28 protein-coding genes are annotated in these 24,994 nt (G+C 65.4%); 20 read left to right on the top strand and 8 right to left on the bottom strand.

Annotated elements, in window-relative coordinates:
* Positions 1 to 57: 57 nt before the first annotated feature.
* The gene (locus ON062_RS09540) at positions 58 to 1,479 is read right to left on the bottom strand and encodes an MFS transporter (RefSeq protein ID WP_274646899.1); all 1,422 of its coding nucleotides are present in this window, start codon (positions 1,477 to 1,479) and stop codon (positions 58 to 60) included.
* Between the two features lie 163 nt (positions 1,480 to 1,642).
* On the opposite strand from ON062_RS09540, the gene trmD reads away from it, so the two are divergent.
* Entirely contained in the window at positions 1,643 to 2,335 is a 693-nt protein-coding gene (gene trmD, locus ON062_RS09545; RefSeq protein ID WP_274646900.1) for a tRNA (guanosine(37)-N1)-methyltransferase TrmD, read from the top strand.
* A 12-nt stretch (positions 2,336 to 2,347) separates the two neighbouring features.
* On the opposite strand, the gene ON062_RS09550 is transcribed toward trmD, so the two are convergent.
* The 5 genes from ON062_RS09550 to map all read right to left on the bottom strand — a co-directional run bounded on the left by ON062_RS09550 (position 2,348) and on the right by map (position 8,647).
* Positions 2,348 to 3,487: a uroporphyrinogen-III synthase gene (locus tag ON062_RS09550; protein WP_274646901.1), complete on the bottom strand. Its 1,140-nt coding sequence runs from the start codon at positions 3,485 to 3,487 to the stop codon at positions 2,348 to 2,350.
* On the bottom strand, positions 3,484 to 4,731 hold the full coding sequence (cobA, locus tag ON062_RS09555; protein WP_274646902.1) for a uroporphyrinogen-III C-methyltransferase: 1,248 nt from the start codon (positions 4,729 to 4,731) through the stop codon (positions 3,484 to 3,486). Before cobA ends, ON062_RS09550 begins: the two co-directional genes overlap by 4 nt.
* Positions 4,728 to 5,111 (bottom strand): nitrite reductase small subunit NirD, encoded by a 384-nt coding sequence (gene nirD / locus ON062_RS09560; RefSeq protein WP_274646903.1) that lies wholly within the window; start codon positions 5,109 to 5,111, stop codon positions 4,728 to 4,730. The genes cobA and nirD overlap by 4 nt, the downstream gene beginning before the upstream one ends.
* Positions 5,108 to 7,711, bottom strand: coding sequence for a nitrite reductase large subunit NirB (gene nirB / locus ON062_RS09565; RefSeq protein ID WP_274646904.1), 2,604 nt, complete (start codon positions 7,709 to 7,711; stop codon positions 5,108 to 5,110). The genes nirD and nirB overlap by 4 nt, the downstream gene beginning before the upstream one ends.
* 153 nt (positions 7,712 to 7,864) lie before the next feature.
* Positions 7,865 to 8,647: a type I methionyl aminopeptidase gene (gene map / locus ON062_RS09570; RefSeq protein ID WP_274646905.1), complete on the bottom strand. Its 783-nt coding sequence runs from the start codon at positions 8,645 to 8,647 to the stop codon at positions 7,865 to 7,867.
* 115 nt (positions 8,648 to 8,762) lie between these two features.
* Here map and ON062_RS09575 point away from each other — a divergent pair, with 115 nt between their 5' ends.
* The 10 genes from ON062_RS09575 to ON062_RS09620 all read left to right on the top strand — a co-directional run bounded on the left by ON062_RS09575 (position 8,763) and on the right by ON062_RS09620 (position 16,446).
* Entirely contained in the window at positions 8,763 to 9,263 is a 501-nt protein-coding gene (locus ON062_RS09575) for an MFS transporter permease (protein ID WP_274646906.1), read from the top strand.
* A 170-nt stretch (positions 9,264 to 9,433) separates the two neighbouring features.
* Complete coding sequence (rplS, locus tag ON062_RS09580) at positions 9,434 to 9,784, top strand: 50S ribosomal protein L19 (protein ID WP_274646907.1); 351 nt, start codon at positions 9,434 to 9,436, stop codon at positions 9,782 to 9,784.
* 139 nt (positions 9,785 to 9,923) lie between these two features.
* Entirely contained in the window at positions 9,924 to 10,706 is a 783-nt protein-coding gene (gene lepB / locus ON062_RS09585) for a signal peptidase I (protein ID WP_274646908.1), read from the top strand.
* A complete protein-coding gene (locus ON062_RS09590) occupies positions 10,703 to 11,362 on the top strand; it encodes a ribonuclease HII (RefSeq protein WP_274646909.1) in 660 nt (219 codons plus the stop codon). The genes lepB and ON062_RS09590 overlap by 4 nt, the downstream gene beginning before the upstream one ends.
* 23 nt (positions 11,363 to 11,385) lie before the next feature.
* The gene (locus ON062_RS09595; RefSeq protein ID WP_274646910.1) at positions 11,386 to 11,709 is read left to right on the top strand and encodes a DUF2469 family protein; all 324 of its coding nucleotides are present in this window, start codon (positions 11,386 to 11,388) and stop codon (positions 11,707 to 11,709) included.
* A 104-nt stretch (positions 11,710 to 11,813) separates the two neighbouring features.
* Complete coding sequence (locus tag ON062_RS09600) at positions 11,814 to 12,182, top strand: YraN family protein (protein WP_274646911.1); 369 nt, start codon at positions 11,814 to 11,816, stop codon at positions 12,180 to 12,182.
* Positions 12,179 to 13,705, top strand: coding sequence for a YifB family Mg chelatase-like AAA ATPase (locus ON062_RS09605; protein ID WP_274646912.1), 1,527 nt, complete (start codon positions 12,179 to 12,181; stop codon positions 13,703 to 13,705). The genes ON062_RS09600 and ON062_RS09605 overlap by 4 nt, the downstream gene beginning before the upstream one ends.
* A complete protein-coding gene (gene dprA / locus ON062_RS09610; RefSeq protein WP_274646913.1) occupies positions 13,702 to 14,889 on the top strand; it encodes a DNA-processing protein DprA in 1,188 nt (395 codons plus the stop codon). Before ON062_RS09605 ends, dprA begins: the two co-directional genes overlap by 4 nt.
* A gap of 56 nt (positions 14,890 to 14,945) precedes the next feature.
* Positions 14,946 to 15,851 (top strand): tyrosine-type recombinase/integrase, encoded by a 906-nt coding sequence (locus ON062_RS09615; protein ID WP_274646914.1) that lies wholly within the window; start codon positions 14,946 to 14,948, stop codon positions 15,849 to 15,851.
* A 37-nt stretch (positions 15,852 to 15,888) separates the two neighbouring features.
* On the top strand, positions 15,889 to 16,446 hold the full coding sequence (locus ON062_RS09620; protein ID WP_274646915.1) for a hypothetical protein: 558 nt from the start codon (positions 15,889 to 15,891) through the stop codon (positions 16,444 to 16,446).
* Between the two features lie 3 nt (positions 16,447 to 16,449).
* Here ON062_RS09620 and ON062_RS09625 read toward each other — a convergent pair whose 3' ends face one another.
* Positions 16,450 to 16,986, bottom strand: a complete 537-nt coding sequence (locus tag ON062_RS09625) for a M23 family metallopeptidase (RefSeq protein ID WP_274646916.1) — start codon at positions 16,984 to 16,986, stop codon at positions 16,450 to 16,452.
* Positions 16,987 to 17,289: 303 nt separating this feature from the next.
* Between ON062_RS09625 and rpsB the strand changes: the two genes are divergently transcribed.
* From rpsB to ON062_RS09670, 9 genes are all read left to right on the top strand, one after another.
* Positions 17,290 to 18,174, top strand: coding sequence for a 30S ribosomal protein S2 (gene rpsB, locus ON062_RS09630; RefSeq protein WP_274646917.1), 885 nt, complete (start codon positions 17,290 to 17,292; stop codon positions 18,172 to 18,174).
* Between the two features lie 89 nt (positions 18,175 to 18,263).
* Positions 18,264 to 19,091: a translation elongation factor Ts gene (tsf, locus tag ON062_RS09635; RefSeq protein ID WP_274646918.1), complete on the top strand. Its 828-nt coding sequence runs from the start codon at positions 18,264 to 18,266 to the stop codon at positions 19,089 to 19,091.
* A gap of 83 nt (positions 19,092 to 19,174) precedes the next feature.
* The gene (gene pyrH, locus ON062_RS09640) at positions 19,175 to 19,894 is read left to right on the top strand and encodes a UMP kinase (RefSeq protein WP_274646919.1); all 720 of its coding nucleotides are present in this window, start codon (positions 19,175 to 19,177) and stop codon (positions 19,892 to 19,894) included.
* A gap of 50 nt (positions 19,895 to 19,944) precedes the next feature.
* Positions 19,945 to 20,499, top strand: a complete 555-nt coding sequence (gene frr, locus ON062_RS09645; protein WP_274646920.1) for a ribosome recycling factor — start codon at positions 19,945 to 19,947, stop codon at positions 20,497 to 20,499.
* Positions 20,500 to 20,510: 11 nt separating this feature from the next.
* Entirely contained in the window at positions 20,511 to 21,545 is a 1,035-nt protein-coding gene (locus ON062_RS09650) for a phosphatidate cytidylyltransferase (RefSeq protein WP_274646921.1), read from the top strand.
* Positions 21,542 to 22,102: a DivIVA domain-containing protein gene (locus ON062_RS09655; RefSeq protein WP_274646922.1), complete on the top strand. Its 561-nt coding sequence runs from the start codon at positions 21,542 to 21,544 to the stop codon at positions 22,100 to 22,102. The genes ON062_RS09650 and ON062_RS09655 overlap by 4 nt, the downstream gene beginning before the upstream one ends.
* A gap of 54 nt (positions 22,103 to 22,156) precedes the next feature.
* A complete protein-coding gene (locus ON062_RS09660; RefSeq protein ID WP_308209623.1) occupies positions 22,157 to 22,888 on the top strand; it encodes a lytic transglycosylase domain-containing protein in 732 nt (243 codons plus the stop codon).
* Between the two features lie 4 nt (positions 22,889 to 22,892).
* A complete protein-coding gene (locus tag ON062_RS09665; protein ID WP_274646923.1) occupies positions 22,893 to 23,177 on the top strand; it encodes a hypothetical protein in 285 nt (94 codons plus the stop codon).
* A complete protein-coding gene (locus ON062_RS09670) occupies positions 23,177 to 23,896 on the top strand; it encodes an alpha/beta hydrolase (RefSeq protein WP_274646924.1) in 720 nt (239 codons plus the stop codon). Before ON062_RS09665 ends, ON062_RS09670 begins: the two co-directional genes overlap by 1 nt.
* Positions 23,897 to 23,914: 18 nt before the next feature.
* Here ON062_RS09670 and ON062_RS09675 read toward each other — a convergent pair whose 3' ends face one another.
* Complete coding sequence (locus ON062_RS09675; RefSeq protein WP_274646925.1) at positions 23,915 to 24,985, bottom strand: AI-2E family transporter; 1,071 nt, start codon at positions 24,983 to 24,985, stop codon at positions 23,915 to 23,917.
* Between the last annotated feature and the right edge of the window lie 9 nt (positions 24,986 to 24,994).

The following is a 24,994-nucleotide window of genomic DNA, read 5'->3' on the forward strand; positions in this document are numbered from 1 at the left end:
CGGATGGCCCGCACCTCTCAGAGGTGCGGGCCATCCATTTGTGTGGGGTGGCGTCGCTCAGATCCGCTGCTGAGCCAGCGCGCGGCGGGGAATCATGTAGATGACAGCCGTGAGCACCATCAGCACGACATATCCGATGACGAAGCCGTAGAACGCGGCGTTGTAGCTTCCCGAGGTCAACTGCGATGCGTTGAGGATCTGGGGGATGAGGAATCCGCCGTACGCGCCGATTGCGGAGATCAAACCGAGCGCTGCGGCCGACTTGCGCTGCATCTTCAGGCCCTCCGGGGTTCCGGGTAGGGCTCCGGTTGCCAGCCCTCGTGCGGCGAAGATGTTTGGAATCATGCGGTACGTCGACCCGTTGCCCATGCCGGTCGCGGCGAAGAGCACCAAGAAGCATCCGAGAAACACCCAGAAGTTCTGAAGGGGTAACGTCAGCACCAGGGAGAGAGCACCGAGTGCCATGACGGCGAAGGCGCTAACGGTCATGCGCGCACCGCCGAACCGGTCGGCCAGTTTGCCTCCGTAGGGGCGTGCCAGCGAGCCGATCAGGGCGCCCAAGAATGCCAGCGACACGGCGGCCCCACCGACCTGGAACGTGGAGAACTCGGGGAACTGATCCGCGATCAGCTTCGGGAACACACTGGCGAAGCCGATGAACGATCCGAAGGTGCCGATGTAGAGCAGCGCCATGACCCACAGGTGGGGCTCGCGAAGCGCCGCGGCCGAGCCGGCGAAATCCGCCTTGGCCGATGAGATGTTGTCCATGTACTTCCACGCGCCCCAGATGGCGACGAGGATGAGCGGAATCCACATCCAGCCGGCGAGCGAGATGTTGAGGACCGTGCCGGCGCCGATGGTGACCGCGATCGGGACCGCGAACTGCGCGACCGACGTCCCCAGGTTGCCTCCGGCGGCGTTGAGTCCGAGCGCCCAACCCTTCTCCTTCTGCGGGAAGAAGTAGGTGATGTTGGCCATCGAACTGGCGAAGTTACCGCCGCCGACGCCACCGAGCGCGGCAACGAGCAACAAGACGCCGAACGGCGTTTCGGGGTTCGATACCACGATGCCGAGCAGCACCGCGGGGATCAACAGCAGCGCCGCCGAGATCATCGTCCAGTTGCGGCCGCCGACAAGCGCGACCATGAACGTGTAGGGGAACCGCAACGTCGCCCCGACAAGAGAAGGCAACGAGATCAGCCAGAAGAGCTCGGAGCTGGTCAGGGTGAAGCCTGCCGCAGGAAGCATCACGACGACGATGCTCCACAGCTGCCAGACGATGAAGCCCAGGAACTCGGCGAAGATCGACCACCCGAGATTGCGGCGAGCGATGGCTTTTCCTGTGGTTGCCCAGAACGTGGGCTCCTCGGGGTTCCAGCCATCGATCCAGCGGCCGGGCCTGTGGGTGAGCACGACCGCGGTGTCGGCCGAGGATGGAGCAGCGATGTCCGTCGTGGACGGAGTGACGGTCTGAGTCATGACGCCTCCTGAGGAATGGTGTTGCTCACGCTACGGACGACGTGTTTCCAGGCCTGCCCCCGGCGGGTTACCTCTGGATCAACTTCGCTTCACCGCCTCGATGGTCACGGGGTTAGTGCGTCGTCACACACTCGAAACACGGGCACTGCCTACACTCGAAGTCATGCGAGTCGATATCGTCACGATCTTTCCTGCCTTCTTCGACGTGCTCGACGTCTCGCTGCTCGGCAAGGCCCGCGAGCGTGGCATCCTCGACGTCGGCGTCCACGATCTGCGCAACTGGACGTACGATCGCCACCGCACCGTCGACGACACTCCTTACGGGGGTGGCGCGGGAATGGTCATGAAGCCCGACCCATGGGGTGAAGCCCTGGACTCCGTGATCACCGACGATGCGGTGCTCATCGTGCCGTCGCCCGCCGGGGAGCGGTTCACTCAGTCGATCGCGCGGGAACTGGCATCCGAGTCTCACCTGGTGTTCGCCTGCGGTCGATATGAAGGAATCGATCAGCGAGTGGTCGATCACTACGCCGCGCGCGGGCGGGTGCGTCTGATGAGCCTCGGGGATTACGTCCTCAACGGCGGCGAGGTGGCGTCGCTCGCGATGATCGAAGCGGTCTCACGGTTGATTCCGGGCATGGTCGGCAATCCCGAGAGTCTCGTGGAGGAATCGCACGAGGAGGACGGGATGCTGGAGTACCCGAGCTACACGAAGCCGGCGGTATGGCGTGAGCTCGAAGTTCCTCCCGTGCTTCTCAGTGGCAATCACGGGGCCGTCGCCGCGTGGCGACGTGAGCAGAGCCTCGAACGCACTCGCCGGGTGCGCCCAGACCTTCTGCCCGCGCAGACCGAGTGAGAGTGGGCTGATTCAGTCAGCCGGATCGAGCACGTTGATGCGGTAGCCGCGCTTGACGACGGTCTTGATGACGTCGGGCGCGCCCAACGCCTCGCGGACCCGGGCCACGGCCATCTCAACGGCATGCGTATTGGCTCCCGAACGAGGCAGGGCATCCTGAAGTCGCGCGCGAGAGACGACACCGCCGGCGGCATCGAAGAGTACCGCCAGAACATCGACCCCGGTGCGGGAGAGGGGGATGTGGCATTCGGCGAGGATCGCGCCGGTGCTGCGCATCTCCAACCGACCGGCGACCGTCGGCAAATGCGCGGCGTGCCCGCTGCCGAAATGGGTGACGACGGCCCGGACGAGGGATCCCAGGCGACCACGATCGGCGACCAATGGCTCGATTCCTGCTCGTCGAAGGGGGCCGGCGGTGACGGGGCCGACCGAGGCCATCAGAATGCGACCGGTGTCGCTCAGGTCAGCGATGTCATCGAGGACGCCCTCGCGGCGCGCGGTGGCAAGCCATTCGGCTGCTCCGGGTGCCGAGGTGAACAGCACAGCATCCACCTCACCCTGAGCGGTGGCGATGACAGAGCGACGGACGACTTCGGGGTCGGGGGGTGGGCCCCAGCGATACACCGTGAGGCTGACGACATCGGCACCCGCGGTCTGAAAGAGGTCGTCGAGACCGTCAGCACCGGATCCGTGGTGCTGAACGGCGACGCGGCGACCCTCCATACCCTGCGCGAGCAGGTACTCGCCGAGTTCGGCCGAAGTCTCTGACTCGGCGACCCAATCTGCGACCAACCCGGCCTGCTGGATCGCGCCCCGAGCCTTGGGGCCTCTGGCGACGATCTGCGCCCCCTCGAGTGCCGCGTGAAGGTCATCGAGGACACCCGCTTCGTCGGCGGCCTCCATCCATCCGCGGAATCCCACTCCCGTGGTGACGACAACCACCGCGGGCGGGTTCGCGATCAGGTCGCGTGTCGCGGAGAGCAGCGCGTCGTCATCGATGTGCGGAACGATCGTCAGCGCCGGGGCGGTGCGCACTGTCGCGCCGTGCCGTTCAAGGGCGGCCGTCAGTTCGAGGGAGCGGCGATCAACGGCGATGAGGATCGTGCATCCCTCGAGTGCGGCCGAGAGGGGAGATCGGGTGGGGGGAGTCACCGGTGCGTGTCACCTGCCAGAGTGTGTGCGTTCGTCGACGGCTGGGGGTATAGCAGACCTTCTCGAGCGACGTGCCCGATGACGATCACTGCGGGGTTCGCGACTCCTGCGGCCGCGGCATCCGATGCCGCTTTCCCTAGCGTAGTGCGGGTGGTTCTCTGTCGCGGGGTGTGACCCGCTTCCACGATGGCGACGGGGCGGTCCGCAGGTACTCCTGCGGCGAGAGCCGTCGCTGCGAGGCGTGGAATTTCAGCGACCCCCATGAGAATCACGCACGTCACGTCGTATTGGCGCATGGCTTCAAGTGCGGCTTCTGTCACTTCTCCGTGACCGTGCATCACGTACAGCTGTGACGCCGTTCCCCGATGCAGAACGGGGATACCGGCCGCCTGAGGGACCGAGACCGCGCTGGTGAGTCCCGGAACCACCTCGACGGGAACCCCGGCCTCGTGGCACGCGCGGACCTCTTCGCCGCCTCGTCCGAAGACGAACGAGTCGCCGCCCTTGAGACGCACGACGCGCTTGCCCGCACGTGCGTGGGAGACCAGGAGCGCATTGATTTCCTCCTGGGGAACCGGGTGGCTTCCCGGTCGCTTCCCGACGTCGATCACCTCGACGTCGGGCTCCAGCTCTTTCAGCACGTCGACGGGTCCGAGTCGATCCGCGACGATCACGTCGGCCTCCGCGATGAGACGTCGACCGCGGATCGTGAGCAGATCGATGGGGCCAGGGCCGCCACCGACGAGGTCAACACGGCCCGGTGCGCTGCTGCGTCGACGCCGTACCGGTAGGGCACCTCGGTCGAGAAGCTCGCCGATCGCGTTGCGAACTCGCGCGGCACGGCGCGGATCCGCGCCCGAATCTGAGACTGCACCCACGACGACATCGCCGGAGCGCGTCTCTGCGGCCAGCCGAGCTGTTCCATGTGTTGCTGCGCTCGCGTTGATGCACAGGATTTGTCGCTGCTCGCACAGAGCCGCGATACGCGCATCGGTGCGCCTATCGCCGCTCGCTGCGTGAACCAGCCACGTGCCGCGCAGGTCACGGGCGCGGGGGAGTCGCCTCACCCAGGGGAGAGCGTGCGCGCGGATGAGCGTTTCGACCTCGCTGGCCACGCGCGGGGCGTAGACCGCGACGCGCGCGCCGTCCCGCACGAAGCGCTCGATGCGGCGCGCCGTCCCGGCAGCACCACCGACAACCACGACACGGCGCCCCGCGAGCGACACGCCGAGCAGGGTCGTCATGCGCCGGCATCCCATCGCACGTACACGTCACCCGCGCTCACTGTGGCGGGCCATACCCGCAGAGAACGAGCATCCTTGCCCTGGGTATCCATGCATATGCCGGTGCGCAGATCGAACACTTGCTTGTACATCGGCGAAGCGACAGACGGTGCATCCTGCCGGGTCCCGACGATGCCGCGCGAAATGACATGCGCGTCACTGTAAGGATCCAGATTCGACACGGCATGCACGTGGCCGTCGCGCAGCAAGAAGAGTGCGAGTTGCGTGCTTCCCAAAAGGGCGGCCCTTCCGCGCTCGACCTCGAGATCGGTCAGAGCACATACCCGCACCCATCCGGGGTGCTCGGCGAGTTGGTCAGGCGTGGCATCCACGAGAGTCATCGGCGTACCTCCAGGACCGTTCCGGCGATCAGGACGGGTGATTCGCGCTCCGCAGCTGTCGCCGGTCGCACCTGACCGCGCTCCGCGACGTACGCGAGCGATGGATCGGGCGTGGTCGGCGCATTCACGAACGATGCGAAGCGACGCAACTTCTCGGGATCCTGGAGAGTTGCTTTCCATTCGTCTTCGTATCCTTCGATGTGCCGCGCCATGGCGGCATCGAGGTCGGCGCAGATTCCCAGACTGTCGTCGAAGATGACCGCTCGAAGGCCATCCAGGCCGCCTTCGAGATCTTCGAACCACGGTGCCGTGCGCTGCAACCGGTCGGCGGTGAAGATGTAATACATCAAGAAGCGGTCGATCGCGGTGAGCAGTTCGGCGTCACTCAGCCCCTCGGCGAGAAGCACAGCGTGGCGTGGAGTGAACCCACCGTTGCCGCCGACGTACATATTCCAGCCGGCTTCGGTGGCGATAACTCCGACATCCTTGCCTCGGGCCTCCGCGCACTCGCGCGCGCACCCTGACACGCCGAGCTTGATCTTGTGCGGTGAGCGCAGCCCGCGATAGCGAAGCTCGAGTTGGACGGCCATGCCGACCGAGTCCTGCACCCCGTAGCGGCACCAGGTCGACCCCACGCATGACTTGACGGTGCGGAGCGACTTCCCGTACGCGTGACCCGACTCGAAGCCTGCATCCACGAGTCGCGTCCATACGTCGGGGAGCTGCTCGAGGCGCGCGCCGAAAAGGTCGATTCGCTGCCCACCCGTGATCTTCGTGTACAGACCGAAGTCCTTGGCCACCTGGCCGATCGCGAGCAACCCGTCGGGGGTGATCTCGCCGCCGGGGATGCGAGGGACGACCGAGTAGCTTCCATCCTTCTGGAGGTTGGCCATCACATGGTCGTTCGTGTCCTGCAGAGTCGCGTTCTCACCGTCGAGCACGTGAGTGCCTGTGAGCGTCGACAGGATGCTGGCCAGAGCAGGCTTGCAGATGTCGCATCCGCGCCCACGGCCGAAGCGCTCGATCACCGCGCTGAAGGTGGTCAGGCCGGATACGCGCACAGCGTCGAAGAGTTGCCGGCGAGAGACGTCGAAGTGCTCGCACAGGGCGTTGCTGAGCGTCGCGCCGGACTTCTGCAACTCGGTGCCGACGATCTTCTTCACCATCATCACGCACGAGCCGCATGCGGCGCCCGCCTTGGTGCAAGCCTTCACCGCGGCGACATCAGTGCACCCCTCGTCGTGCACTGCGGAGCGGATGGAACCGGCCGACACGCTGTTGCACGAGCACACCAGCGCTTCGTCGGGGAGGTCACCGGTGGGTGCAGCGACTCCGCCCTCGGGCATGAGGTACGCAGCGGGGTCACCGCCCAGAGCGCTCCCGACCAGGGGGCGCAATGAGCCGTAGGCGGATGCGTCACCGACGAGAATGCCACCGAGCAGCGTCTGCGCGTCGTCGGACAGCACGAGCTTCTTGTAGACGCCAGCGACGGGGTCCGAATACACCACGTCCAGAGCCCCGGGGGTCTCACCGAACGCGTCGCCGAAACTGGCGACGTCGACGCCTGACAGCTTGAGTTTCGTGGACAGGTCGTAACCGGGGAATTGCGCCTCCGCGCCGAGCAGACGCGTCGCGGCGACTTCGGCCATCGCATAGCCAGGGGCGACGAGACCCACGCACATGCCGTCGTAGTTCGCTACCTCGCCGATTGCGAGCACACGCGGGTCCGAGGTCTGGCACCCGGCGTCAATGACCACCCCGCCGCGCGGGTGCGTCGTGATCTCGGCGTTCCGAGCGAGTTCATCCCGTGGGCGGACTCCCACCGTGAAGACGACGACATCGGTGTTTTCGTAGCTGCCATCGCGGAACTCCAGCCCGGCAACCTGGCCGGTGCGATCGGGATCGAGGCGAGTGGTGACGGCGTTCGTGCGCACCCGGATGTCGCGCGACTGGATCAACCGACTCAAAGCGTTGCCGCCGGCGAGGTCGAGTTGGGCCGACATCAGGCGGTCTGAGGACTGCACGACGGTGCAGTCGATATCCAGCCCCTGGAGCGCGCCGGCGGCCTCGAGACCGAGGAGGCCGCCGCCGATGACGGTACCGGTCAGGGGGCGACCGAGCTCTGCGGAGCGGCGCTCGACGAACGAGCGGAGCCGGTTGACGTCGTCGAGTGTGCGGTATACGAAGCAGCCCTCGAGCCCGAAGCCGTCGACGGCGAGTTTGGCCGCGTAAGATCCGGTCGCAAGCACCAGTCGGTCGTACGCGACGCTGTTGCCGCTCCGCATCGTGACCCGGCGGGCTGCGCGGTCGATACGCACCGCCGCATCACCGGGTACGAACCGCACGCGCTCATCGTCGAACGCCCGACGCTCGAGCGTCAGGTCTTCCGGGGTGGCCCCCGAGAAGAAGCCGGTAAGCCCGACCCGGTCGTACGGGTGACGCCCCTCTTCGCCGATAACGGTGACGCGCCAACTCTGGTCCGCGCGGGTCAACAGGCTCTCGACGAAGCGATGAGTCACCATGCCGGCGCCGACAACGACGACGTGAGTGGTGCCGTCGCCGGCGTCCGTGTGACGGGTGGGGGGTGTGGCCTCGGGCATGACAGCTCCTGCTCGCGGGACGACTTTCGGTGTCCCACACGCTAGGAGCGCGGTGTTTCCGTCCGCGGCGGCTTGTCGTTACCCCGAGCGAACGTTTCTCTCACTGAACGCTGCGAGCGGATGTGAGATCGCTGCCGGCGAACGCTCAGAGTCTCAGTCCACGCCGAGCCAAGACCGGTCGGTCAGCACGATCGGGCCGTCCTCGGTGATCGCGACGGTGTGCTCGGAATGAGCGCCGCGTGATCCGTCGGCGCTGCGCAAAGTCCATCCATCGTCGTCGGTGCGCAGGACGTCCGTCGACTGCAGGAACCACGGTTCGAGGGCGACGACGAGTCCAGCACGCAGGGGATACCCGCGACCCGCCTTCCCATCGTTGGGAACGTGTGGGTCGCCGTGCATCACGCGACCCACGCCGTGCCCGCCGAAATCGGTGTTGATGGAGTAACCGTCGCCGTGCCCGACTGCGGCGATCGCCGCAGAGATGTCGCCGATGCGGTTACCGACGGTGGCTGCGGCGATCGCGGCATCCAATGCTCTCTCGGTCGTCTCGATCAAGGCGAGATCCTCGTCCCTCGCCGATCCGACCACGAATGACACGGCCGAATCGGCAACCCATCCATCTACTGAGACAGCGAAGTCGAGCGAGACGAGATCACCGTCGCGCAGGGCGTAGTCGAAAGGGAGCCCGTGCAGCACAGCATCGTTGATCGACGTGCAGATCACTTTGCCGAAGGGGCTGGCTCCGAACGACGGGTGGTAGTCGATGTAGCACGACTCGGCTCCGGCGCGTCGAATGAGATCGTGCGCCCGTCGATCGATGCTCAGCAGATTGGTGCCGACTTTCGTCTCATCGCGCAGCGTCGCGAGAGTCTCGGCGACGAACCTCCCCGCGGGGCGCATCGCTTCGATCTCAGCGGGTGTGCGCAATTCGATCATTGCGGCTCCTTTCGTCTGCACCATTCTGGCGCATGTCCTTTCGTGGCCCTGGGAGGATGCTTGGGGACGCAGTGCTCTCGCCCCGTGCGGGGCGGGGGAGGCGTAGCATCGAACCATGTGGTTGCGTAGGGCGTTCTACGGGTGGCTCATTCCCGCTGCCTTCGTCTTGCCTCTGTGGCTGTTCATCGGCTGGGGCGTCTTCAACGCGGGCGGGTGGGCGTTCCTCTGGGTTCTGCTCCTTGCGATTCCGTCCGTGTTCATCGGCCAGCTCATCCTCACGTTGCTTGTGCGCGCTCGCGGCACGGTTCGCGCTACTCGTGCGGTGTCTTGGTGGGACGTCCTCGGCATCGGCGTCTGGCACGCGCTGACGATTTCTTTGGGCTTCTTCAACGAGCAGTGGTGGGCCCAGACGTTCGTGGCGACCGTGATCGTGGCCGTGGCCCTGTTCTGGCTCGAACTATGGCAGCTGTGGCGCGAGGCCAAGCCCGCGCGAATCGTCCTGCGCGGCGGAGAGCAGGTTGCGTACGTCTCCATGCCTCGCGACGAAGGCACCTCGCCGGCCAGTTCGGTTGACGAAGAGGTATTTATCCTCAAAGAGCGTCCACCCGCGTCCTAGGCGAGTTTGGCCGGGCGCGGCATCCGTGGCAGAATGGATGCTTGTGCCCTGACCAGGTTCTGCCTCAGGGGAATCAGCTGTGTGGCCAATCGCCTGCGGCTTCGGGCACCGACATCCTTTTCACATCCTTCCCGTAGTCGACCTGTGGCGGCTGCAGAGAGAACACGATCATGCAGATCCTCGATTCTGTCGACGCGGCATCGCTCCGCTCCGACATCCCTTCGTTCAACGCTGGTGACACCGTCAAGGTGCACGTGAACATCACCGAAGGTAACCGCTCGCGTATCCAGGTTTTCCAGGGCATCGTCATCGGCCGCTCGGGCGACGGTGTTCGCGAAACCTTCACCGTTCGCAAGATCAGCTTCCAGGTGGGCGTCGAGCGTACCTTCCCCGTCCACAGCCCGGTGATCGATCACATCGAGGTTGTTACCCGCGGTGACGTGCGTCGCGCGAAGCTGTACTACCTGCGCAACCTGCGCGGCAAGAAGGCCAAGATCAAGGAGAAGCGCGACAACCGCTGACCTGATCTACGCGGAGCCCCCGGACACTTCGGTGTGCCGGGGGCTTCGTCGTTTGGTCGCGCATGCGCTCGGGAGCATCTCGAGTGTGCGAACCTGTCAGGGGCGCTCTGAAGTGCGGAGCCGGGCTGAAGGAACAACGATGACGAGCGAGCAGTCTGCGTCGGCCGCGGCAACGTCACCCGCACCGAGCGCGGGCGGTGCGCGCCGCTCGCGAGGGTGGCTGGCGTTCGCGCGCGATGTTGTGGTGATCGTGTTGATCGCGATCCTCGTCTCTTTCTTGGTGAAGACGTTCTTGGTGCGTTCCTTCTACATCCCGTCCGGGTCGATGGAAGACACTCTGCAGGTGAACGACCGGATCCTCGTCGATGAGATCACGCCGCGTTTCAGCGACTTCGCTCGCGGCGACGTGATTGTCTTCGAAGACCCGGGTGGGTGGCTGCCGCCGCAGGAGCAGGTCGCGCAGTCGCCTCTTGCCGAAGGAATCGACTGGCTGATGTCGCTCGTCGGGTTGTCGACGTCAGATAGCGAAGATCATCTGGTCAAAAGAGTCATCGGGCTACCCGGCGACCACGTGGTGTGTTGCAACAACCTGGGTCAGATCACGGTCAACGGTGTCGCCATCGATGAGTCGGCCTACATCAAGGTGCCCACGCCCGATGCGGCAGCTTCCGGCGACGACTTCGATGTCACCGTTCCCGCGGGTAGCCTGTGGGTGCTCGGTGACAACCGCTACCGCTCGAAGGACTCGCGCTATAACACCGATCAGCCGGGTGAGGGTTTCGTTCCGGTCGAGAACGTGGTCGGGCGCGCATTCTTGATCACCTGGCCTTTGGACAGGTTTGGCCTGCTCGACTTTCACCACGACCGTTTCTCCTCCGTGCCGGAAGTCGAGCCGGACGATTCGCAGAGCGGCGATCAATGACGGTGATCGAACCGACGCTGACCACGGAGCGGCGAATCTTGAAGGAGTACCCTCTTCTGATTGCGTGCGACGAAGTGGGGCGCGGCGCTCTCGCCGGCCCTGTCGCCGTTGGTGCGGTGGTCATCGACGCCGAGCGGGCTCGAAAGCGCGTGCCCCGCGGACTGCGAGACTCAAAGCTGGTGCCGGCTGCGCGACGAGCGGAGGTCGCCGAGCGGGCGGCCGCATGGACTTCGGCGGGGGCTGTCGGGTGGGCGAGCCCAGCAGACATCGACGACGTAGGCATCATGCGGGCGCTGGGGCTTGCGACGATTCGCGCGCTCGACCAACTCAGAGCCCAAGGAGTTGCTGTCGAGCAGGCGCTGGTGTTGCTGGACGGCAATCACGACTACATCACGCCTGCGGGCGCGAGCGGACTCCAGGTGCGCCCGGTCGTGAAAGCGGACCGTGATTGCGCCTCGGCGGCAGCGGCATCCGTCATTGCAAAGGTCGCGCGAGACGCACTCATGTGCGAACTCCATGACGAGCTTCCCCCGTATCAGTGGTCGCGAAACAAAGGCTATGCCAGTGCAGAACACCGCGATGCGATCCGTGCACACGGACTGAGCGATCATCACCGACGGTCGTGGGCCATCGCAGACGCGCCGACATTGTTCTGACTCCGCCCTAGGATGGACACACCATGGATGACGAGGTTTTCGAAGACTACGACCGTGAGCTCGAACTGGCGCTGTACCGCGAGTATCGCGACGTCGTGGGTCAGTTCGCCTACGTCGTAGAGACCGAGCGACGCTTCTATCTTGCGAACGACGTGAATGTTGTCCGACGAGACACCGAGCACGACTTCTACTTCGAGATTTCGATGTCCGACGTGTGGGTCTGGGACATCTATCGGGCGGACCGTTTCGTCAAAGCCGTGCGCGTGCTGACGTTCAAGGACGTGAACGTCGAGGAGCTCTCACGCCGCGACTTCCACCTGCCTGAGGAGCTCTCGCTCGACTCCTGAGCATGCGCCACGTCCCCTCCTCCCCAGCGGGCGTCGCGACGCAGGATTTCACAGGTTGATCGAGATCGCCACGCCCGAGGTCTCCTGACGCACACCATCGAGGGATGGCAGACAAAGACATCCTCGGGCGCGCAGGCGAAGATCGAGCAGCTCAGTACTTCGTGCAGCAGGGCTATCAAGTTTTGGATCGCAACTGGCGTTGCTCATCCGGTGAGCTCGACCTGATCGTCCGGCGCGGGGATGAGGTGGTGTTCGTCGAGGTGAAGACACGCACCAGCGAGGGGTTTGGGCACCCGTTCGAGGCGCTTGATGTGCGAAAGCGTGCGCGCCTGTGGCGGGTCAGTATGGCGTGGATCGCGGCGCATCGCGACGCCGTGCAGGGGTGCCGTACGAGAGTCGACGCCATCGGGCTCGTCGGCGCCGACCCGTCCACGGCAGTGGTGGAGCACCTCGTCGACGTGGATGCGCGGTGAGTCTCGCCCGCACGTGGGCGGTTGCGCTCGTCGGCGCCCACGGCGAACTGGTCGAGATCGAAGCCGATCTGTCGAATCAGACGCCGGACTTTCGGATCATCGGTCTTCCCGATAAGGCGCTGGCGGAGGCCGTGCAGCGGGTGCACAACGCATGCGCCAATAGCGATCTAGAGTTGCCTCGCCGCCGGATCACGATCAATTTGTCGCCGGCGAGCCTTCCCAAGCATGGCTCTGCCTTCGACGTGGGTATTGCCGTCGCAGCATTGGCCACCAGAATGTCGATGGATGCCGCGTCCCTGGCGCGGACAGTTCATGTCGGCGAGCTTGGGCTCGACGGTCGATTGCGCCCTGTCGCGGGCGTCCTTCCGGCGGTGCTCAGTGCTGCGCGCGCCGGCTACACCCACGCCGTGGTGCCCCACGCGAACCTTGCCGAAGCGGCGCTCGTGGATGGCATCGAGGTGCTGGGCGCCGTCAACCTCTCGGAAGTGGCGGCGTGGCACGGCGCTTCCGTCGAGGTGCGGGATGACACCCCACTCGCGCTCTCGAACCCTGGGTCGACGGACGAACCGCCCCCGGAACTCGCGGACGTCATCGGGCAACGGGATGCCGTACACGCTTTGATTACGGCGGCCGCTGGAGGCCACCACCTGCTGATGTGCGGCCCGCCGGGGGCGGGGAAGACCATGCTCGCCCGGCGACTGCCCGGCATCCTTCCGCCGCTCGATGACGATGCTGCGCTTGCGGCCGCGTCGCTGCGTAGTCTGAGCGGCGCACGCGTGACGGCACTCAATCGCACGCCGCCGTTCGAATCGCCTCATCACAGTGCGAGCGTGGCGGCGTTGGTTGGTGGTGGTTCGCGCATTCTGCGCCCCGGCGCGATCGCGCGTGCATCGGAGGGTGTGCTCTTTCTCGACGAGGCAGGCGAGTTCCATTCGGGGGCTCTGGATGCGCTCCGGCAACCGCTGGAGCAGGGGAGTATCAGCATCGATCGTGCCGGGAGCCGCGTGGTCTTCCCGGCGCGGTTCCAACTCGTGCTCGCGACCAACCCGTGCCCCTGCGGCAACTATGGCGTGAGGGGATCGTCCTGCACGTGCCCGCCGATGTCGATCAGGCGCTATCTGGGCCGCTTGTCGGGTCCGCTGCGCGATCGGATCGACATCGAGCTGGCGATGGCACGCGTCTCTCACACTCGCTCGACACCAACGTCCCGTGAGATCACCACTGCGCAGGCTCGGTCGATGGTTGCCGAAGCGCGTGCTCGCGCGCGAGTGAGGCTCGCGGAGACACCGTGGCAGTGCAACGCGCATGTCAGTGGGGCGTGGTTGCGGGATGGTCCCTTCGCGCCAGACATGCAGATACGCCGCCCGCTAGATGCCGCCTTGCACCGAGGTGCCCTCACTCTCCGCGGCTTCGATCGGGTGTTGCGAGTCGCCTGGTCGATTGCCGATTTGGGTGGTCGAGACCGCCTTACGAGCGACGACATCGGGCGCGCGATGTACCTCAAGAATGGAGTGGCGGCATGAACACACGTGAGCCGTTCGACCGCGGATTCATCTCGCGCGCGCTGACGGGGCTGGCGTCCGCCCCTCGGGACGCAGAGGAGGCCAGGCAGATCGTGGCGCACATCGTGTGGAGCCACCTCGTCGAGCCCGGCGACAGTGTCGCTGGCAGGCTCGTGGGCGCGTGCGGCGCTGCGGATGCGCTCGGCATCGTCATCCGACAGGAGGCATGGCCCGAAGGATTTACCGCGAAAGAGCGTAAGAACGCACTGGGGAGGTGGCACCCGCGTCTGTCGATGACGCACGTCGAGCAGTCACTCGCCGTGGCGCAGCGTGTCGGCATCAGCGTGCTGGTTCCGGGCTCGCCCGAGTGGCCCCCGGGGCTATCGGACCTTGGCGACCATGCACCGTTGTGCATATGGGGGCGAGGCCAGGTCGACACCCTTATCGCACCCAGCGTGTCGTTGGCGGTTGTCGGCGCTCGCGCAGCGACATCGTACGGTGAGCACGTCGCGGCCGAGATCGCGGGCGAGTTGGCTACTGATGGCACGCGGATCTACTCGGGCGGCGCGTACGGGATCGACGGAGCCGCTCATCGTGCGGCGTTGGCCGTGGGCGGCACCACGGTTGCGGTGCTCGCCGGCGGCGTCGAGCGAGCTTACCCCTCGGGCAACGAGTCGCTACTGGACCGCGTTCGAGCGCAGGGCGCGATCATCGGCGAAGTGCCACCGGGATCGACCCCGACACGCTGGCGCTTTCTGCAGCGCAACCGACTCATCGCGGCACTCTCAGCGGCCACGGTGGTCGTGGAAGCGGGATGGCGCAGCGGTTCGCTCAACACAGCCGGGCATGCGATGGCGTTAGGCCGACCGCTCGGCGCGGTGCCGGGGCCGGTCACGTCGGCGACGTCCGTTGGCTGTCATCGGTTGATGCGTGAATACGACGCGCTTTGTGTGACAGGGGCCGACGACGTGCGCGAACTTCTCGGGGTCGAGGTGGCAGCGCCCGCGACGCGGCCCGATTCGCGCACGGACGACACTACGCGCGTGCGCGATGCGCTCAGCGCCCGCACCTGGTACCCCACCGCCGAGGTCGCCCGCCGTGCAGGCATGGTGCAGGACGACGTGGAGACGATTCTCGGCCTCCTTGCACTAGAGGGCACCGCAGAGGCCTCGCTCATCGGCTGGCGGCGAGGGAGTGGTCGATGAGGCTCCCCGCGGTGCGCCGCACCAGCGCCACGGTGCGCTGAGTGCATGCTGGGAGGATGCAGCTTGAGGCCGCCGCCGATCAATACGCGCGCTATGTGCGCGACGTGCGGCGGCTGTCTGCGGCTACCGTGCGCGCGTACCGGAGCGATCTTGCCGATCTGTCCACGGCAGCGCCCGGCGCGGACGTGGGCGATGTCGACATCGAGGTTCTTCGCGATTGGCTGTGGCGTGCCTCCCAGCGTGGCGACGCGCGCTCGACCCTGGCGCGGCGGACTGCGGCTGTTCGAGGGTTCTTCGCATGGGCGCACGAACACGGTCTCGTCACAGTCGACCCGAGCCTTCGGCTCGTCGCACCCAAACGCGGCCGCGCTCTGCCCCGGGTGGCGCCCGAGCGAGCCCTGGGCGAGCGCCTGGATGAGATGGCCCGCAGCGCTGAGGCTGGAGACCCCGTCGCGCTGCGGGACCACGCGCTGGTCGAGATGCTCTACGGTGGCGCGTTGCGCGTGTCCGAGCTCTGCGGCCTCGATCTCGATGACCTCGATCGCGTGCAACGCACCGCCCGGGTGACAGGGAAGGGCGCGAAAGACCGCATCGTGCCTTTCGGTGGCTCTGCCGCTCGTGCGCTCGACGCCTACGTGGTGCGAGGTCGACCCGCATTGTTGGGGCGAGGGCCGACCTCTGCGAGCCAGGCACTCTTCCTCGGCGCGCGGGGGGCTCGCATGGGCCCGCGCGCGGTCTACGACGTCGTCTCACGTGCGCTTTCCGGGATCACCGGCGGGGCGGGTGGTGGGCCGCACACCTTGCGCCACGCTGCGGCGACGCACCTCCTTGACGGGGGCGCCGATTTGCGCGCGGTCCAGGAGATTCTCGGGCACGCCAGTTTGGGGACCACCCAGATCTATACCCACGTCTCGCATGAGCGAATCGCTGCATCCTACCGACTGGCTCATCCTCGCGCATGACGATGCAGGCTTGGTCCGCGTCGAGTAGCTTCTCACCATGAGGAGCCCGCGAACCGGACTTTCGTTAACCGCATTGGTGATGTCGGCGGCATTCGTGGTCAGTGGATGCTCGTTGACCACACCCGCGGATTCCACCCCGCAATCGTCAGGAGCCACCGACCCGACCGACACGAGCGACGGTTCGCGTGGTGGCAGTTCGCGGGATGACGAGGTCATCGAATGCGATGGGCGTGACACCACCATCGCGGACAGCGACCGCGACTACATCCTTCGCGGAATCTGCCCGACCGTCTCGATCTCCGGAAACGATCTCGACGTGTCCGTTGAGGAAGCCCAGGTGGGGTCGGTGATCGTTCGCGGTGATCGCAATGAGATCGAAGCAGGAGATCTGACCGCCCTCGAGATTGAAGGGCAGAGTGCGGACGTTGAGGCCATGAGCCTGGGCAGTCTTTCGATCGCCGGGGACCGCAACGACGTCGAGATAGAAGGAATCCTGGGAAGCGTCGTGCTCAACGGAAACGACAACTCGATCGAAGCGCGAGAGCTTGGCGATGTCGCCGACAACGGCCAGCGCAACCACATCCGCACGGACTGATACTCAACAGCAGGGCAACAGCACTGCGCGCGGGACGCTCCCGACGAGCGTCGCGGGGTTGATGTATGTGCCGTGAAGACGCACCCCGACATGAACCGCGCCCGCTGGCGAGTGTCCACCGCCGTCGACATGTCCGACAGGGTCGCCTTGCCGCACCGTCGATCCCGGCTCGAGGGTGCTGATAATCGGCTCCAAGGTTGTGACGAGCCCGCCGCCATGATCGATGGTGAGCACCGCGCGGTCGACGACGACCCCGCGAAACGCGATCGTCCCACCGGCTGGTGCGATCAGTTCGGCATCCGGGTCGTGTGGAATGATGTCGACACCGCGGTGCCCAGGGCCATAGGCGTGGGCTGGCGCCTCGAACGCGACCGCGACGGTGAAGCTTTCCAGCGGCCATCTCCACCCCGATGTCCCACTCTGGGCGGCCGGTGCGGCCAGGACAGGATGCGGCATCCACAGGAGTACGCTCACGACGACGCACGCAGCGATCAGTTTCGGGGGCACGAGCGCTTTGCGACGCCGGGGATATCGAGTCATTCGTCCATCGTGTGCCGCAGGCCATGACCCGATTCGTCGGCGGCGCAAGCTGTGCAGAGCGCGATGATCAGGTGCGTCGGGGGAGGAGCCTGTGGGGTACACTGGGTACCGCACCTCGTTCATCGGGGTGACTACGCGTGCCCACAGCGGCTCGTCGTCCGCGACGAAAAGTGGCATCCACTCCCATCGGTCTCTGCGACACTTCGTGTCGGAGAGTGGGAGTGCGCCGGGCACCAGGAACACCGACAGTCGTCGGTAATTCAACCGCACAGGGCGCCCGCGCGCCAGAACAGGAGAACGGCCATGGCCGTCGTTACCATTCGCCAGCTGCTCGACAGCGGCGTTCACTTCGGACACCAGACCCGCCGGTGGAACCCGAAAGTCAAGCGCTTCATTCTGACCGAGCGCTCGGGCATCCACATCATCGACCTTCAGCAGTCGCTGTCGTACATCGACAAGGCGTACGAGTTCGTCAAGGAGACCGTTGCCCACGGTGGCACCATTCTCTTCGTCGGAACGAAGAAGCAGGCGCAGGAAGTCCTCGCCGAGCAGGCGACCCGTGTGGGTCAGCCGTACGTCAACCAGCGCTGGCTGGGTGGTCTGCTGACCAACTTCCAGACGGTTTCGAAGCGCCTCGCCCGCATGAAGGAGCTTGAGGAGCTCGACTTCGAGAACCCCGCGGCCAGCGGCTTCACCAAGAAGGAGCTGCTTCTCAAGAAGCGCGAGCTCGACAAGCTGCACAAGTCGCTCGGCGGTATCCGCAACATGAGCAAGACGCCTTCGGCGATCTGGGTTGTCGATGCCAAGCGCGAGCACCTCGCAGTCAACGAGGCTTCGAAGCTCGGTATCCCCGTCATCGGCATCCTCGACACCAACGCTGACCCGGACGAGTTCCAGTTCCCGATCCCGGGCAACGACGACGCGATCCGCTCGGTCAGCCTGCTGACGCGCATCATCGCCGACGCCGCTGCTGAGGGCCTCATCCAGCGCCACCAGCCCACCGAAGAGGCTGCCGACGCTGAGCCGCTCGCCGACTGGGAGCGCGAGCTCCTCGAGCAGCCCGCTGCTGAAGACGCTGCGGAAGCGGCCGCTGCTGAGGCTGCCGAGGCTCCGGCCGCCGAGACTGAGGCTCCCGCCGCGGCTGAGGCTCCCGCCGAGGACAAGGCTGCAGAGGCCGCCGCCGAGTAATTCGGCTCATGCTGTAGCCGCGACGGAAGGGCGCCACAGCCTTTCCGTCGCGGCATCCCACACTCACGAAAATCAAGGAGCCGCTACCCATGGCAAACTTCACGATCGCCGACATCAAGGCGCTGCGCGAGCAGCTCGGCACGGGAATGGTCGACACGAAGAAGGCACTCGAAGAGGCCGACGGCGACGTCGAGAAGGCCGTCGAGATCCTTCGCCTCAAGGGTGCGAAGGGCAACGCTAAGCGCGCTGACCGTTCGACCAGCGAGGGCCTCATTACCGCTCGCGAGAACGATGGCGCCGTGACGCTGATCGAGCTGGCCTGCGAGACCGACTTCGTGGCGAAGAACGACCGCTTCATCGCGCTTGCGGAGAAGGTCGCGGACGCATCGGCTGCCGTCGCCGCCGACTCGGTTGAGGCTGCCCTTGCCGCCGACGCGGGCGGGCAGACCGTTGCCCAGCTGATCGACGACGAGGCCGCCATCATCGGCGAAAAGGTTGAGCTGCGCCGTGTGCGCACGGTCTCGGGCGAGAAGATCGAGATCTACTTGCACCGCACCAACAAGGACCTTCCGCCCCAGGTTGGCGTCGTTCTGGCGTACTCGGGCGAGGACGCCGAGACGGCGCGCAGCCTTGCGCAGCACATCTCGTTCGCCAACCCGTCCTACCTGTCGCGCGACGAGGTTCCCGAGGCCGACGTCGAGAAGGAGCGCGAGATCGTTACCGAGATCTCCCGCAACGAAGGCAAGCCCGAAGCGGCGCTGCCGAAGATCGTCGAAGGCCGCGTTAACGCGTTCTTCAAGCAGGTCTCGCTGCTCGACCAGGACTACGCCAAGGACAACAAGCTGTCTGTAGCTAAGGTCGCTCAGGACGCCGGTCTGACCCTCACGGGCTTCGCTCGTTTCAAGGTCGGCGCGTAGCGTTTTCGAAAGGCCCGCATCACACGTTGATGCGGGCCTTTCCTATGCCGTTTGGGTAGGTTGTGCTCAACGAAAGGAATCCCGTGATCAACGAAGTGACCGGACGCCGTCGCGTCCTCTTGAAGCTGTCAGGTGAGGCGTTCGGGGGCGGTCAGCTGGGCGTGAACCCCGACGTCGTGAGTCAAATCGCACGCGAGATCGCTGCTGCCGTGGATCGTGTAGAGATCGCGGTCGTCGTCGGCGGCGGAAACTTCTTCCGCGGTGCTGAGCTCAGCCAGCGCGGAATGGACCGCGGGCGTGCGGATTACATGGGAATGCTCGGCACCGTGATGAACGCGCTCGCCCTGCAAGACTTCCTCGAGCAGGCCGGCGCCGCAACCCGCGTGCAGTCGGCCATCGAGATGACCCAGGTCGCGGAACCGTACATCCCTCGACGTGCCGAGCGACACCTCGAGAAGGGGCGAGTCGTGATCTTCGGCGCCGGTGCGGGGCTCCCGTACTTCTCCACCGATACGGTTGCCGCGCAGCGCGCGCTCGAAATCGACGCCGTCGAGGTTCTTGTCGCCAAGAACGGAGTGGACGGTGTGTACACCGCCGACCCGAAGACGGACCCTTCGGCGACGAAGATCGACCGCATTACATACCTGGACGCATTGCAGCGCGGCCTCAAGGTGGTCGACTCAACGGCATTCAGCTTGTGCATGGACAACAAGATGGACATGCGCGTGTTCGGGATGGAGCCCGAGGGCAACGTCACGCGCGCCCTCCTCGGAGAGCAGATCGGCACGCTGGTCACCGCCTGAGCGCGCGTGCCCAGTAGACTTGCCCTGCCCAACAACGCGAAGGAGACACTGTGATCGCGGACGTCTTGACCGATACCGGAACCCGCATGGATCGTGCCGTTGAGGCGGCCAAGGAGGACTTCGCGACTGTTCGCACGGGCCGTGCCAACCCCCAGATGTTCCAGAAGGTCATGGTGGACTACTACGGTAGCCCCACGCCGCTGGCGCAGCTGGCGTCGCTGAACAATCCCGAGGCGCGCACCATCATCGTCACGCCGTACGACAAGTCGGCGCTCAAGGCGATCGAACAGGCCATCCGTGACATGCCGAACTTGGGGGCCAACCCCACCAACGATGGCAACATCGTGCGCATCACGATGCCCGAACTCACTCAGGAACGTCGCAAGGAGTACGTCAAGCTCGTGCGTAGCAAGGGCGAAGACGCAAAGGTGCACGTTCGTGGCATCCGCCGAAAGAGCAAGGATGACCTCGACGCGTTGAAGAGCGAGGTCGGCGAAGACGAACTCACGCGAGCGGAGAAGGAACTCGACGCGATCACGCGAGCGCACGTCGATGCCATTGACGAGGCGCTCAAGCGTAAAGAGACTGAGCTTCTCGAAGTCTGAGGACGACATCGATGGTCGACGATTCCGAACGGCCGGGAGCAGAGGATTCTGCCCGGCGCACGCGTGCTGAGGGGCACAGCCCCCACCTCGCTGGTTCGTCGACCGATGCCTCGCTACACGCGCAGTTGCGGGCGGCGCGCACCGAACTCGAGAGTCAGGTTGCTCACGCACGCGCCGAGTTCGAAGTGCGCAACGAGAAGATCAAGGAACGCACGGGTCGTGACCTGATCCTTGCGATCCTGATCGCCTTGGCGATCGGCGCAGCGCTCGTGCTGTCACTGATCTTCATCAAGGGTCTGTTCGTTGTCTTCGCGCTTGCGGCAGCCGGGCTGGCGACGTTCGAACTTACTCGGGCGATGAACACCGCGCGGTACCGTGTTGACGTTGTGCCGCAGCTGATCGCTGGCGCTTTGCTCATCCTCGCGGCGTACTTCTTCGACGCGTGGGTGCACTGGATCGCCGTGTTCGTAGCAGTGGCGACGGTGATTGTCTGTCGACTGCTGTCACAAATGATGGCCGCAGACGGGCGCCGTTACTCAGACGTGCTCACCGATGTGCTGGTTTCGGCGCTGGTGCAGCTCTACGTTCCCTTCCTCGCCAGCGTGTGTATCGTCCTGGTGGGCCAGGAGAACGGCGAGTGGTGGGTCCTCGGTTTCATCTGCGTGGCGGTTGCGGCGGATACGGGCGCGTACGCCGCCGGGATTTCGTTCGGCAAGCACCCGATGGCACCGCGGATCAGCCCGAACAAGACCTGGGAAGGGTTCAGCGGCGCGGTGCTTGCATCGATCGGCGTGGGGATTCTCGTCGGCATCTTCCTTCTGGGCTTGCCGTGGTGGTTCGGGATCATCCTGGGCATCACAATTCTCCTGACAGCCACACTGGGGGACCTTGGCGAGTCGATGATCAAGCGCGACCTGGGCATCAAAGACATGAGTTCGTGGCTGCCCGGGCATGGTGGAGTGCTCGACCGACTGGACTCGATCCTCCCGTCGACGACGGCGGCACTGGCTTTGTACTACCTGTTCTCCCCGATGGTGACCCTATGACGACTGTTGACTCCTCCGTATCCGCATTTCCTCGCACGCGCGGGCGCGAGAAGGGTTACCGCCCGACGGATGTGGATGACTTCATTGCTCGTGCACGCGAGGCGTTCGAGTCGGGAACCGAGCCCCTGACGGCTGCGGAGATCCGCCAGGTTGCTTTTCCCCTCGTCAAGCGCGGGTACACGATTTCGGCGGTGGATGCTGCGCTCGGACGCATCGAGGACGCGTTCGCCGCACGTGAGCGTGACGCAGCGTTGGCGGCCGGCTCAGCCCACGAGTGGGTGACCTCGAGCAGGGACGCTGCCCAGGAGGTTCTGGATCGATTGCAGCGGCAGCGCGGGAAGCGCTTCTTGCGAGTCGGTGGCTTGCGCTATGGCTATCGCATCGATGAAGTGGATCTGGTCGCCGACAAACTCGCCGCCTTCCTGCAGACGGGTGAAGGCGTGAGCGTCGAGCAGGTGCGCGCGGTCGCCTTTCGAATGCAGCGGCGCGGATACAGCGAAGCACAGGTTGACGCGGTGCTGGACGCCGTCGTCGAGGTGATGCTCGCTGTCCGCTGATCCGATCGCTCGGTGGTGACGGGTGTCATCCGCTCGCACTAGAATCGGGGAACTGTGACTTCCGGAACCGATGTGACGCGTGTGCCCGCATCCTCGCCCCCGGCGACGACGCGGGCAGAACAGCGCGAGCGCATGCAGGCCGCGCGCCATGCTCCCAAGCCTCGCTGGTCGAGGAGGCGCGGCGTGATGAGCGCATTCGCGGTGTTCGCCGTCGCGGCGTTCGCAGCGTCGTACATCGGTCCGCTGGGAGCAGCGATTCCACAGGCCTCCGCGGCGGAGACACCCACAGTATCGCTGTTCGCTCACTCGTCGAGCGACGTCCAGAGCGTCACCATCAGCGAAGCCGTCGAGTCCGCCGCAGAGATCGAACGCGACGGGTACACCGTATTCGTCAAGCCGACACCGACGCCGACTCCGGTTCCTGTAGCCGCCTCAGTTGGCTCGACGGGAAGCAGTTGGCAACCTCCATTCGTAACGCCGAACCCGGGATCTGCGCAGGCGATCGCCTTCGATATGGTCAGTGCGCGCGGTTGGGGAAACGACCAATACGCATGCTTGGTAGCGCTGTGGAAGAAGGAATCCGGCTGGCGCGTCAATGCGTACAACGCCGGAAGCGGCGCGTATGGCATTCCTCAAGCGTTGCCCGGAAGCAAGATGGCCTCCGCGGGCGCGGACTGGGAAACAAACCCCGCCACGCAGATCGCCTGGGGGTTGGGTTATATTTCCGCACGCTATGGGTCGCCGTGCGGTGCGTGGGACCACTCGACCCGAGTCGGGTGGTACTGAGCGGATGCCGCGGTCGAACAGGCGACGCCCGGATCCCACCGGCGGCGACTCCTTCGAGCGGTTGCTCGCAGGGTGGAAGCGCACTGAGACACGCGGCGGCGGGGAGTGGACGGTGCAGCCAGTGTCGGCGGCGCAGGCGCAGAAACAGTACACCTGCCCAGGATGCGGACGCATGATTCCATCGGGTACCGCACACCTGGTTGTGTGGCGCGCGGACGGCGTACTCGGCGACCACGCAGACCTCGCCGCGCGTCGGCATTGGCACACAGGATGTTGGAGGACGCGCTAGTGGAGATTCGCGGGCCGATGATGCTTCCCGCTCATCGCGAAGACATCGAACTGTCAACCCTGGACGGACTGACACTGGTGGGGGAGTTGGCGACTCCGAAGGACTCGACGCCCCTCGCCACACTCGTGACCCTGCATCCTCTGCCGACAGCCGGCGGTTTCATGGATTCGCACATTCTGCGTAAAGCGGCAGCGCGGCTGCCGGCCCTCGCCGATCTTGCCGTCTTGCGTTTCAACACGCGCGGTACGACCTCGCCGCGCGGAACCAGTGAGGGCGCTTTCGATGGTGGGCGCGCCGAAGCCTTCGACGTGGCCGCAGCCATGGACTTCGTTCGAGAGCGTGGGCTGCCGGCGCCGTGGATCGTCGGATGGTCGTTCGGTACCGAGCTCGCTCTGAAGTATGGTCGGGACCACGACATCGAGGGCGTCATTCTGCTGTCGCCCCCGCTACACCGTGCGACCGACGACGAAGTGTCGGAGTGGGCGAACGATCCGCGTCGCATGGTCATTTTGGTCCCAGAGTTCGATGACTATCTGCGACCCGATGAAGCACGCCGCCGCTTCGCGTCCGTTCCGGACGCGACGCTTATCGCCGTCGACGGTGGCAAGCATCTGTGGGTGGGCGAGTCACAGACGCGGCGCGTCCTCACCGAAATCGTGGCGGCTGTGGCGCCGCAGAAGCTCCCGCTCGCCGTGGAGTGGCCCGACGACGCTGCGTGACGCGCAGCCGCAGCGTCATCAACGCTCGTTCTGCCGCGGAATGAGTACCTGCCGATAGATGATCAACACGCTCGCGGCCACGGGAATAGCGACGAGCGCGCCCAGAAGCCCGAGCAGCGATCCGCCAGCTAGCGCCGCGATCACCACGACGGCGCCCGGCACGGACACCGCCCTGCCCATGATGCGGGGGGAGATCACATATGCCTCGATCTGCATGTAGATCAAATAGTAGATCGCCGCGATGAGTGCCAGGCTCGGGGAACCGAGCCCGGGAATCAAGCATGTGAGCACGATGATGGTCGATCCCGTGAGAGTTCCCACCAACGGGATCAGCGAGAAGAAGAACGCGATCACAGCGAGCACCGCGGGGAAGGGGGCGCCGATGATGGAGAGGAAGATCGCGCTCAGGATGCCGTTGATCACGCCCAGGCTCAGTTGACCGATGACGTAAAAGCCCACGGAGTCTGTGATCTGCTCTGCGAGGTCGATGAAGCGCTCGCGCTTTGACGCCGGGACCGCCTGGTAGACGGCCCGCTTGAGGTGCGGCGTCGACGCCGTGAAGTAGATCGTCAGGATGAGCACGATGAACGCGCCGCCAAGACCGGTGATCACGGCGGCGCCGATGGCGATAATTCCGCCGCCGATGTTGCCCCCGATCTCACCGAAGTCGAGGCCCGCGACCCATTCTTCGATGTATGCGAACACATCGTCGACCAGAAGCAGGGGGAAGGTCGCGTGCAACCACTCTTTAATCTGCGGCACCGGGTCCCATGTGCCGTTCTCAACCAGGCGCTGGACTTCGGTCACGAGTTGACTGATCTGGCCGACGATTACCGGGATCACCATCAGGATGATCCCCGTGAATGCGGCGAGCACCGCAAGGATGGTGACCAGTACCGCTGCCCATCGGGGCAACTTCCGCCGTTCGAGCCAGGCGACGACCGGGTCGAGACCGAGCGAGAGGAAGAGCGCTGTGCCGACGTAGAGCAGGATCGTGGAGAGGGTCTGGATTCCGCTGATGAAGAGGAGGCCCAAACCGACGCCCAACGTCGCAACGAACGCCGTCCGGAACGGATTGTGGAACTTCACGCGCGTCCT

This window comes from Microbacterium sp. C7(2022) (assembly GCF_028823665.1).
GTDB lineage: Bacteria > Actinomycetota > Actinomycetes > Actinomycetales > Microbacteriaceae > Microbacterium.

Coding starts and splice junctions, on each gene's coding strand:
- ON062_RS09540 (WP_274646899.1), bottom strand. CDS start 1,479: ATGACTCAGACCGTCACTCCGTCCACGACGGACATCGCTGCTCCATCC.
- trmD (WP_274646900.1), top strand. CDS start 1,643: ATGCGAGTCGATATCGTCACGATCTTTCCTGCCTTCTTCGACGTGCTC.
- cobA (WP_274646902.1), bottom strand. CDS start 4,731: ATGACGACCCTGCTCGGCGTGTCGCTCGCGGGGCGCCGTGTCGTGGTT.
- nirD (WP_274646903.1), bottom strand. CDS start 5,111: ATGACTCTCGTGGATGCCACGCCTGACCAACTCGCCGAGCACCCCGGA.
- nirB (WP_274646904.1), bottom strand. CDS start 7,711: ATGCCCGAGGCCACACCCCCCACCCGTCACACGGACGCCGGCGACGGC.
- map (WP_274646905.1), bottom strand. CDS start 8,647: ATGATCGAATTGCGCACACCCGCTGAGATCGAAGCGATGCGCCCCGCG.
- ON062_RS09575 (WP_274646906.1), top strand. CDS start 8,763: ATGTGGTTGCGTAGGGCGTTCTACGGGTGGCTCATTCCCGCTGCCTTC.
- rplS (WP_274646907.1), top strand. CDS start 9,434: ATGCAGATCCTCGATTCTGTCGACGCGGCATCGCTCCGCTCCGACATC.
- lepB (WP_274646908.1), top strand. CDS start 9,924: ATGACGAGCGAGCAGTCTGCGTCGGCCGCGGCAACGTCACCCGCACCG.
- ON062_RS09590 (WP_274646909.1), top strand. CDS start 10,703: ATGACGGTGATCGAACCGACGCTGACCACGGAGCGGCGAATCTTGAAG.
- ON062_RS09595 (WP_274646910.1), top strand. CDS start 11,386: ATGGATGACGAGGTTTTCGAAGACTACGACCGTGAGCTCGAACTGGCG.
- ON062_RS09600 (WP_274646911.1), top strand. CDS start 11,814: ATGGCAGACAAAGACATCCTCGGGCGCGCAGGCGAAGATCGAGCAGCT.
- dprA (WP_274646913.1), top strand. CDS start 13,702: ATGAACACACGTGAGCCGTTCGACCGCGGATTCATCTCGCGCGCGCTG.
- ON062_RS09615 (WP_274646914.1), top strand. CDS start 14,946: ATGCAGCTTGAGGCCGCCGCCGATCAATACGCGCGCTATGTGCGCGAC.
- ON062_RS09620 (WP_274646915.1), top strand. CDS start 15,889: ATGAGGAGCCCGCGAACCGGACTTTCGTTAACCGCATTGGTGATGTCG.
- ON062_RS09625 (WP_274646916.1), bottom strand. CDS start 16,986: ATGACTCGATATCCCCGGCGTCGCAAAGCGCTCGTGCCCCCGAAACTG.
- rpsB (WP_274646917.1), top strand. CDS start 17,290: ATGGCCGTCGTTACCATTCGCCAGCTGCTCGACAGCGGCGTTCACTTC.
- tsf (WP_274646918.1), top strand. CDS start 18,264: ATGGCAAACTTCACGATCGCCGACATCAAGGCGCTGCGCGAGCAGCTC.
- ON062_RS09650 (WP_274646921.1), top strand. CDS start 20,511: ATGGTCGACGATTCCGAACGGCCGGGAGCAGAGGATTCTGCCCGGCGC.
- ON062_RS09655 (WP_274646922.1), top strand. CDS start 21,542: ATGACGACTGTTGACTCCTCCGTATCCGCATTTCCTCGCACGCGCGGG.
- ON062_RS09665 (WP_274646923.1), top strand. CDS start 22,893: ATGCCGCGGTCGAACAGGCGACGCCCGGATCCCACCGGCGGCGACTCC.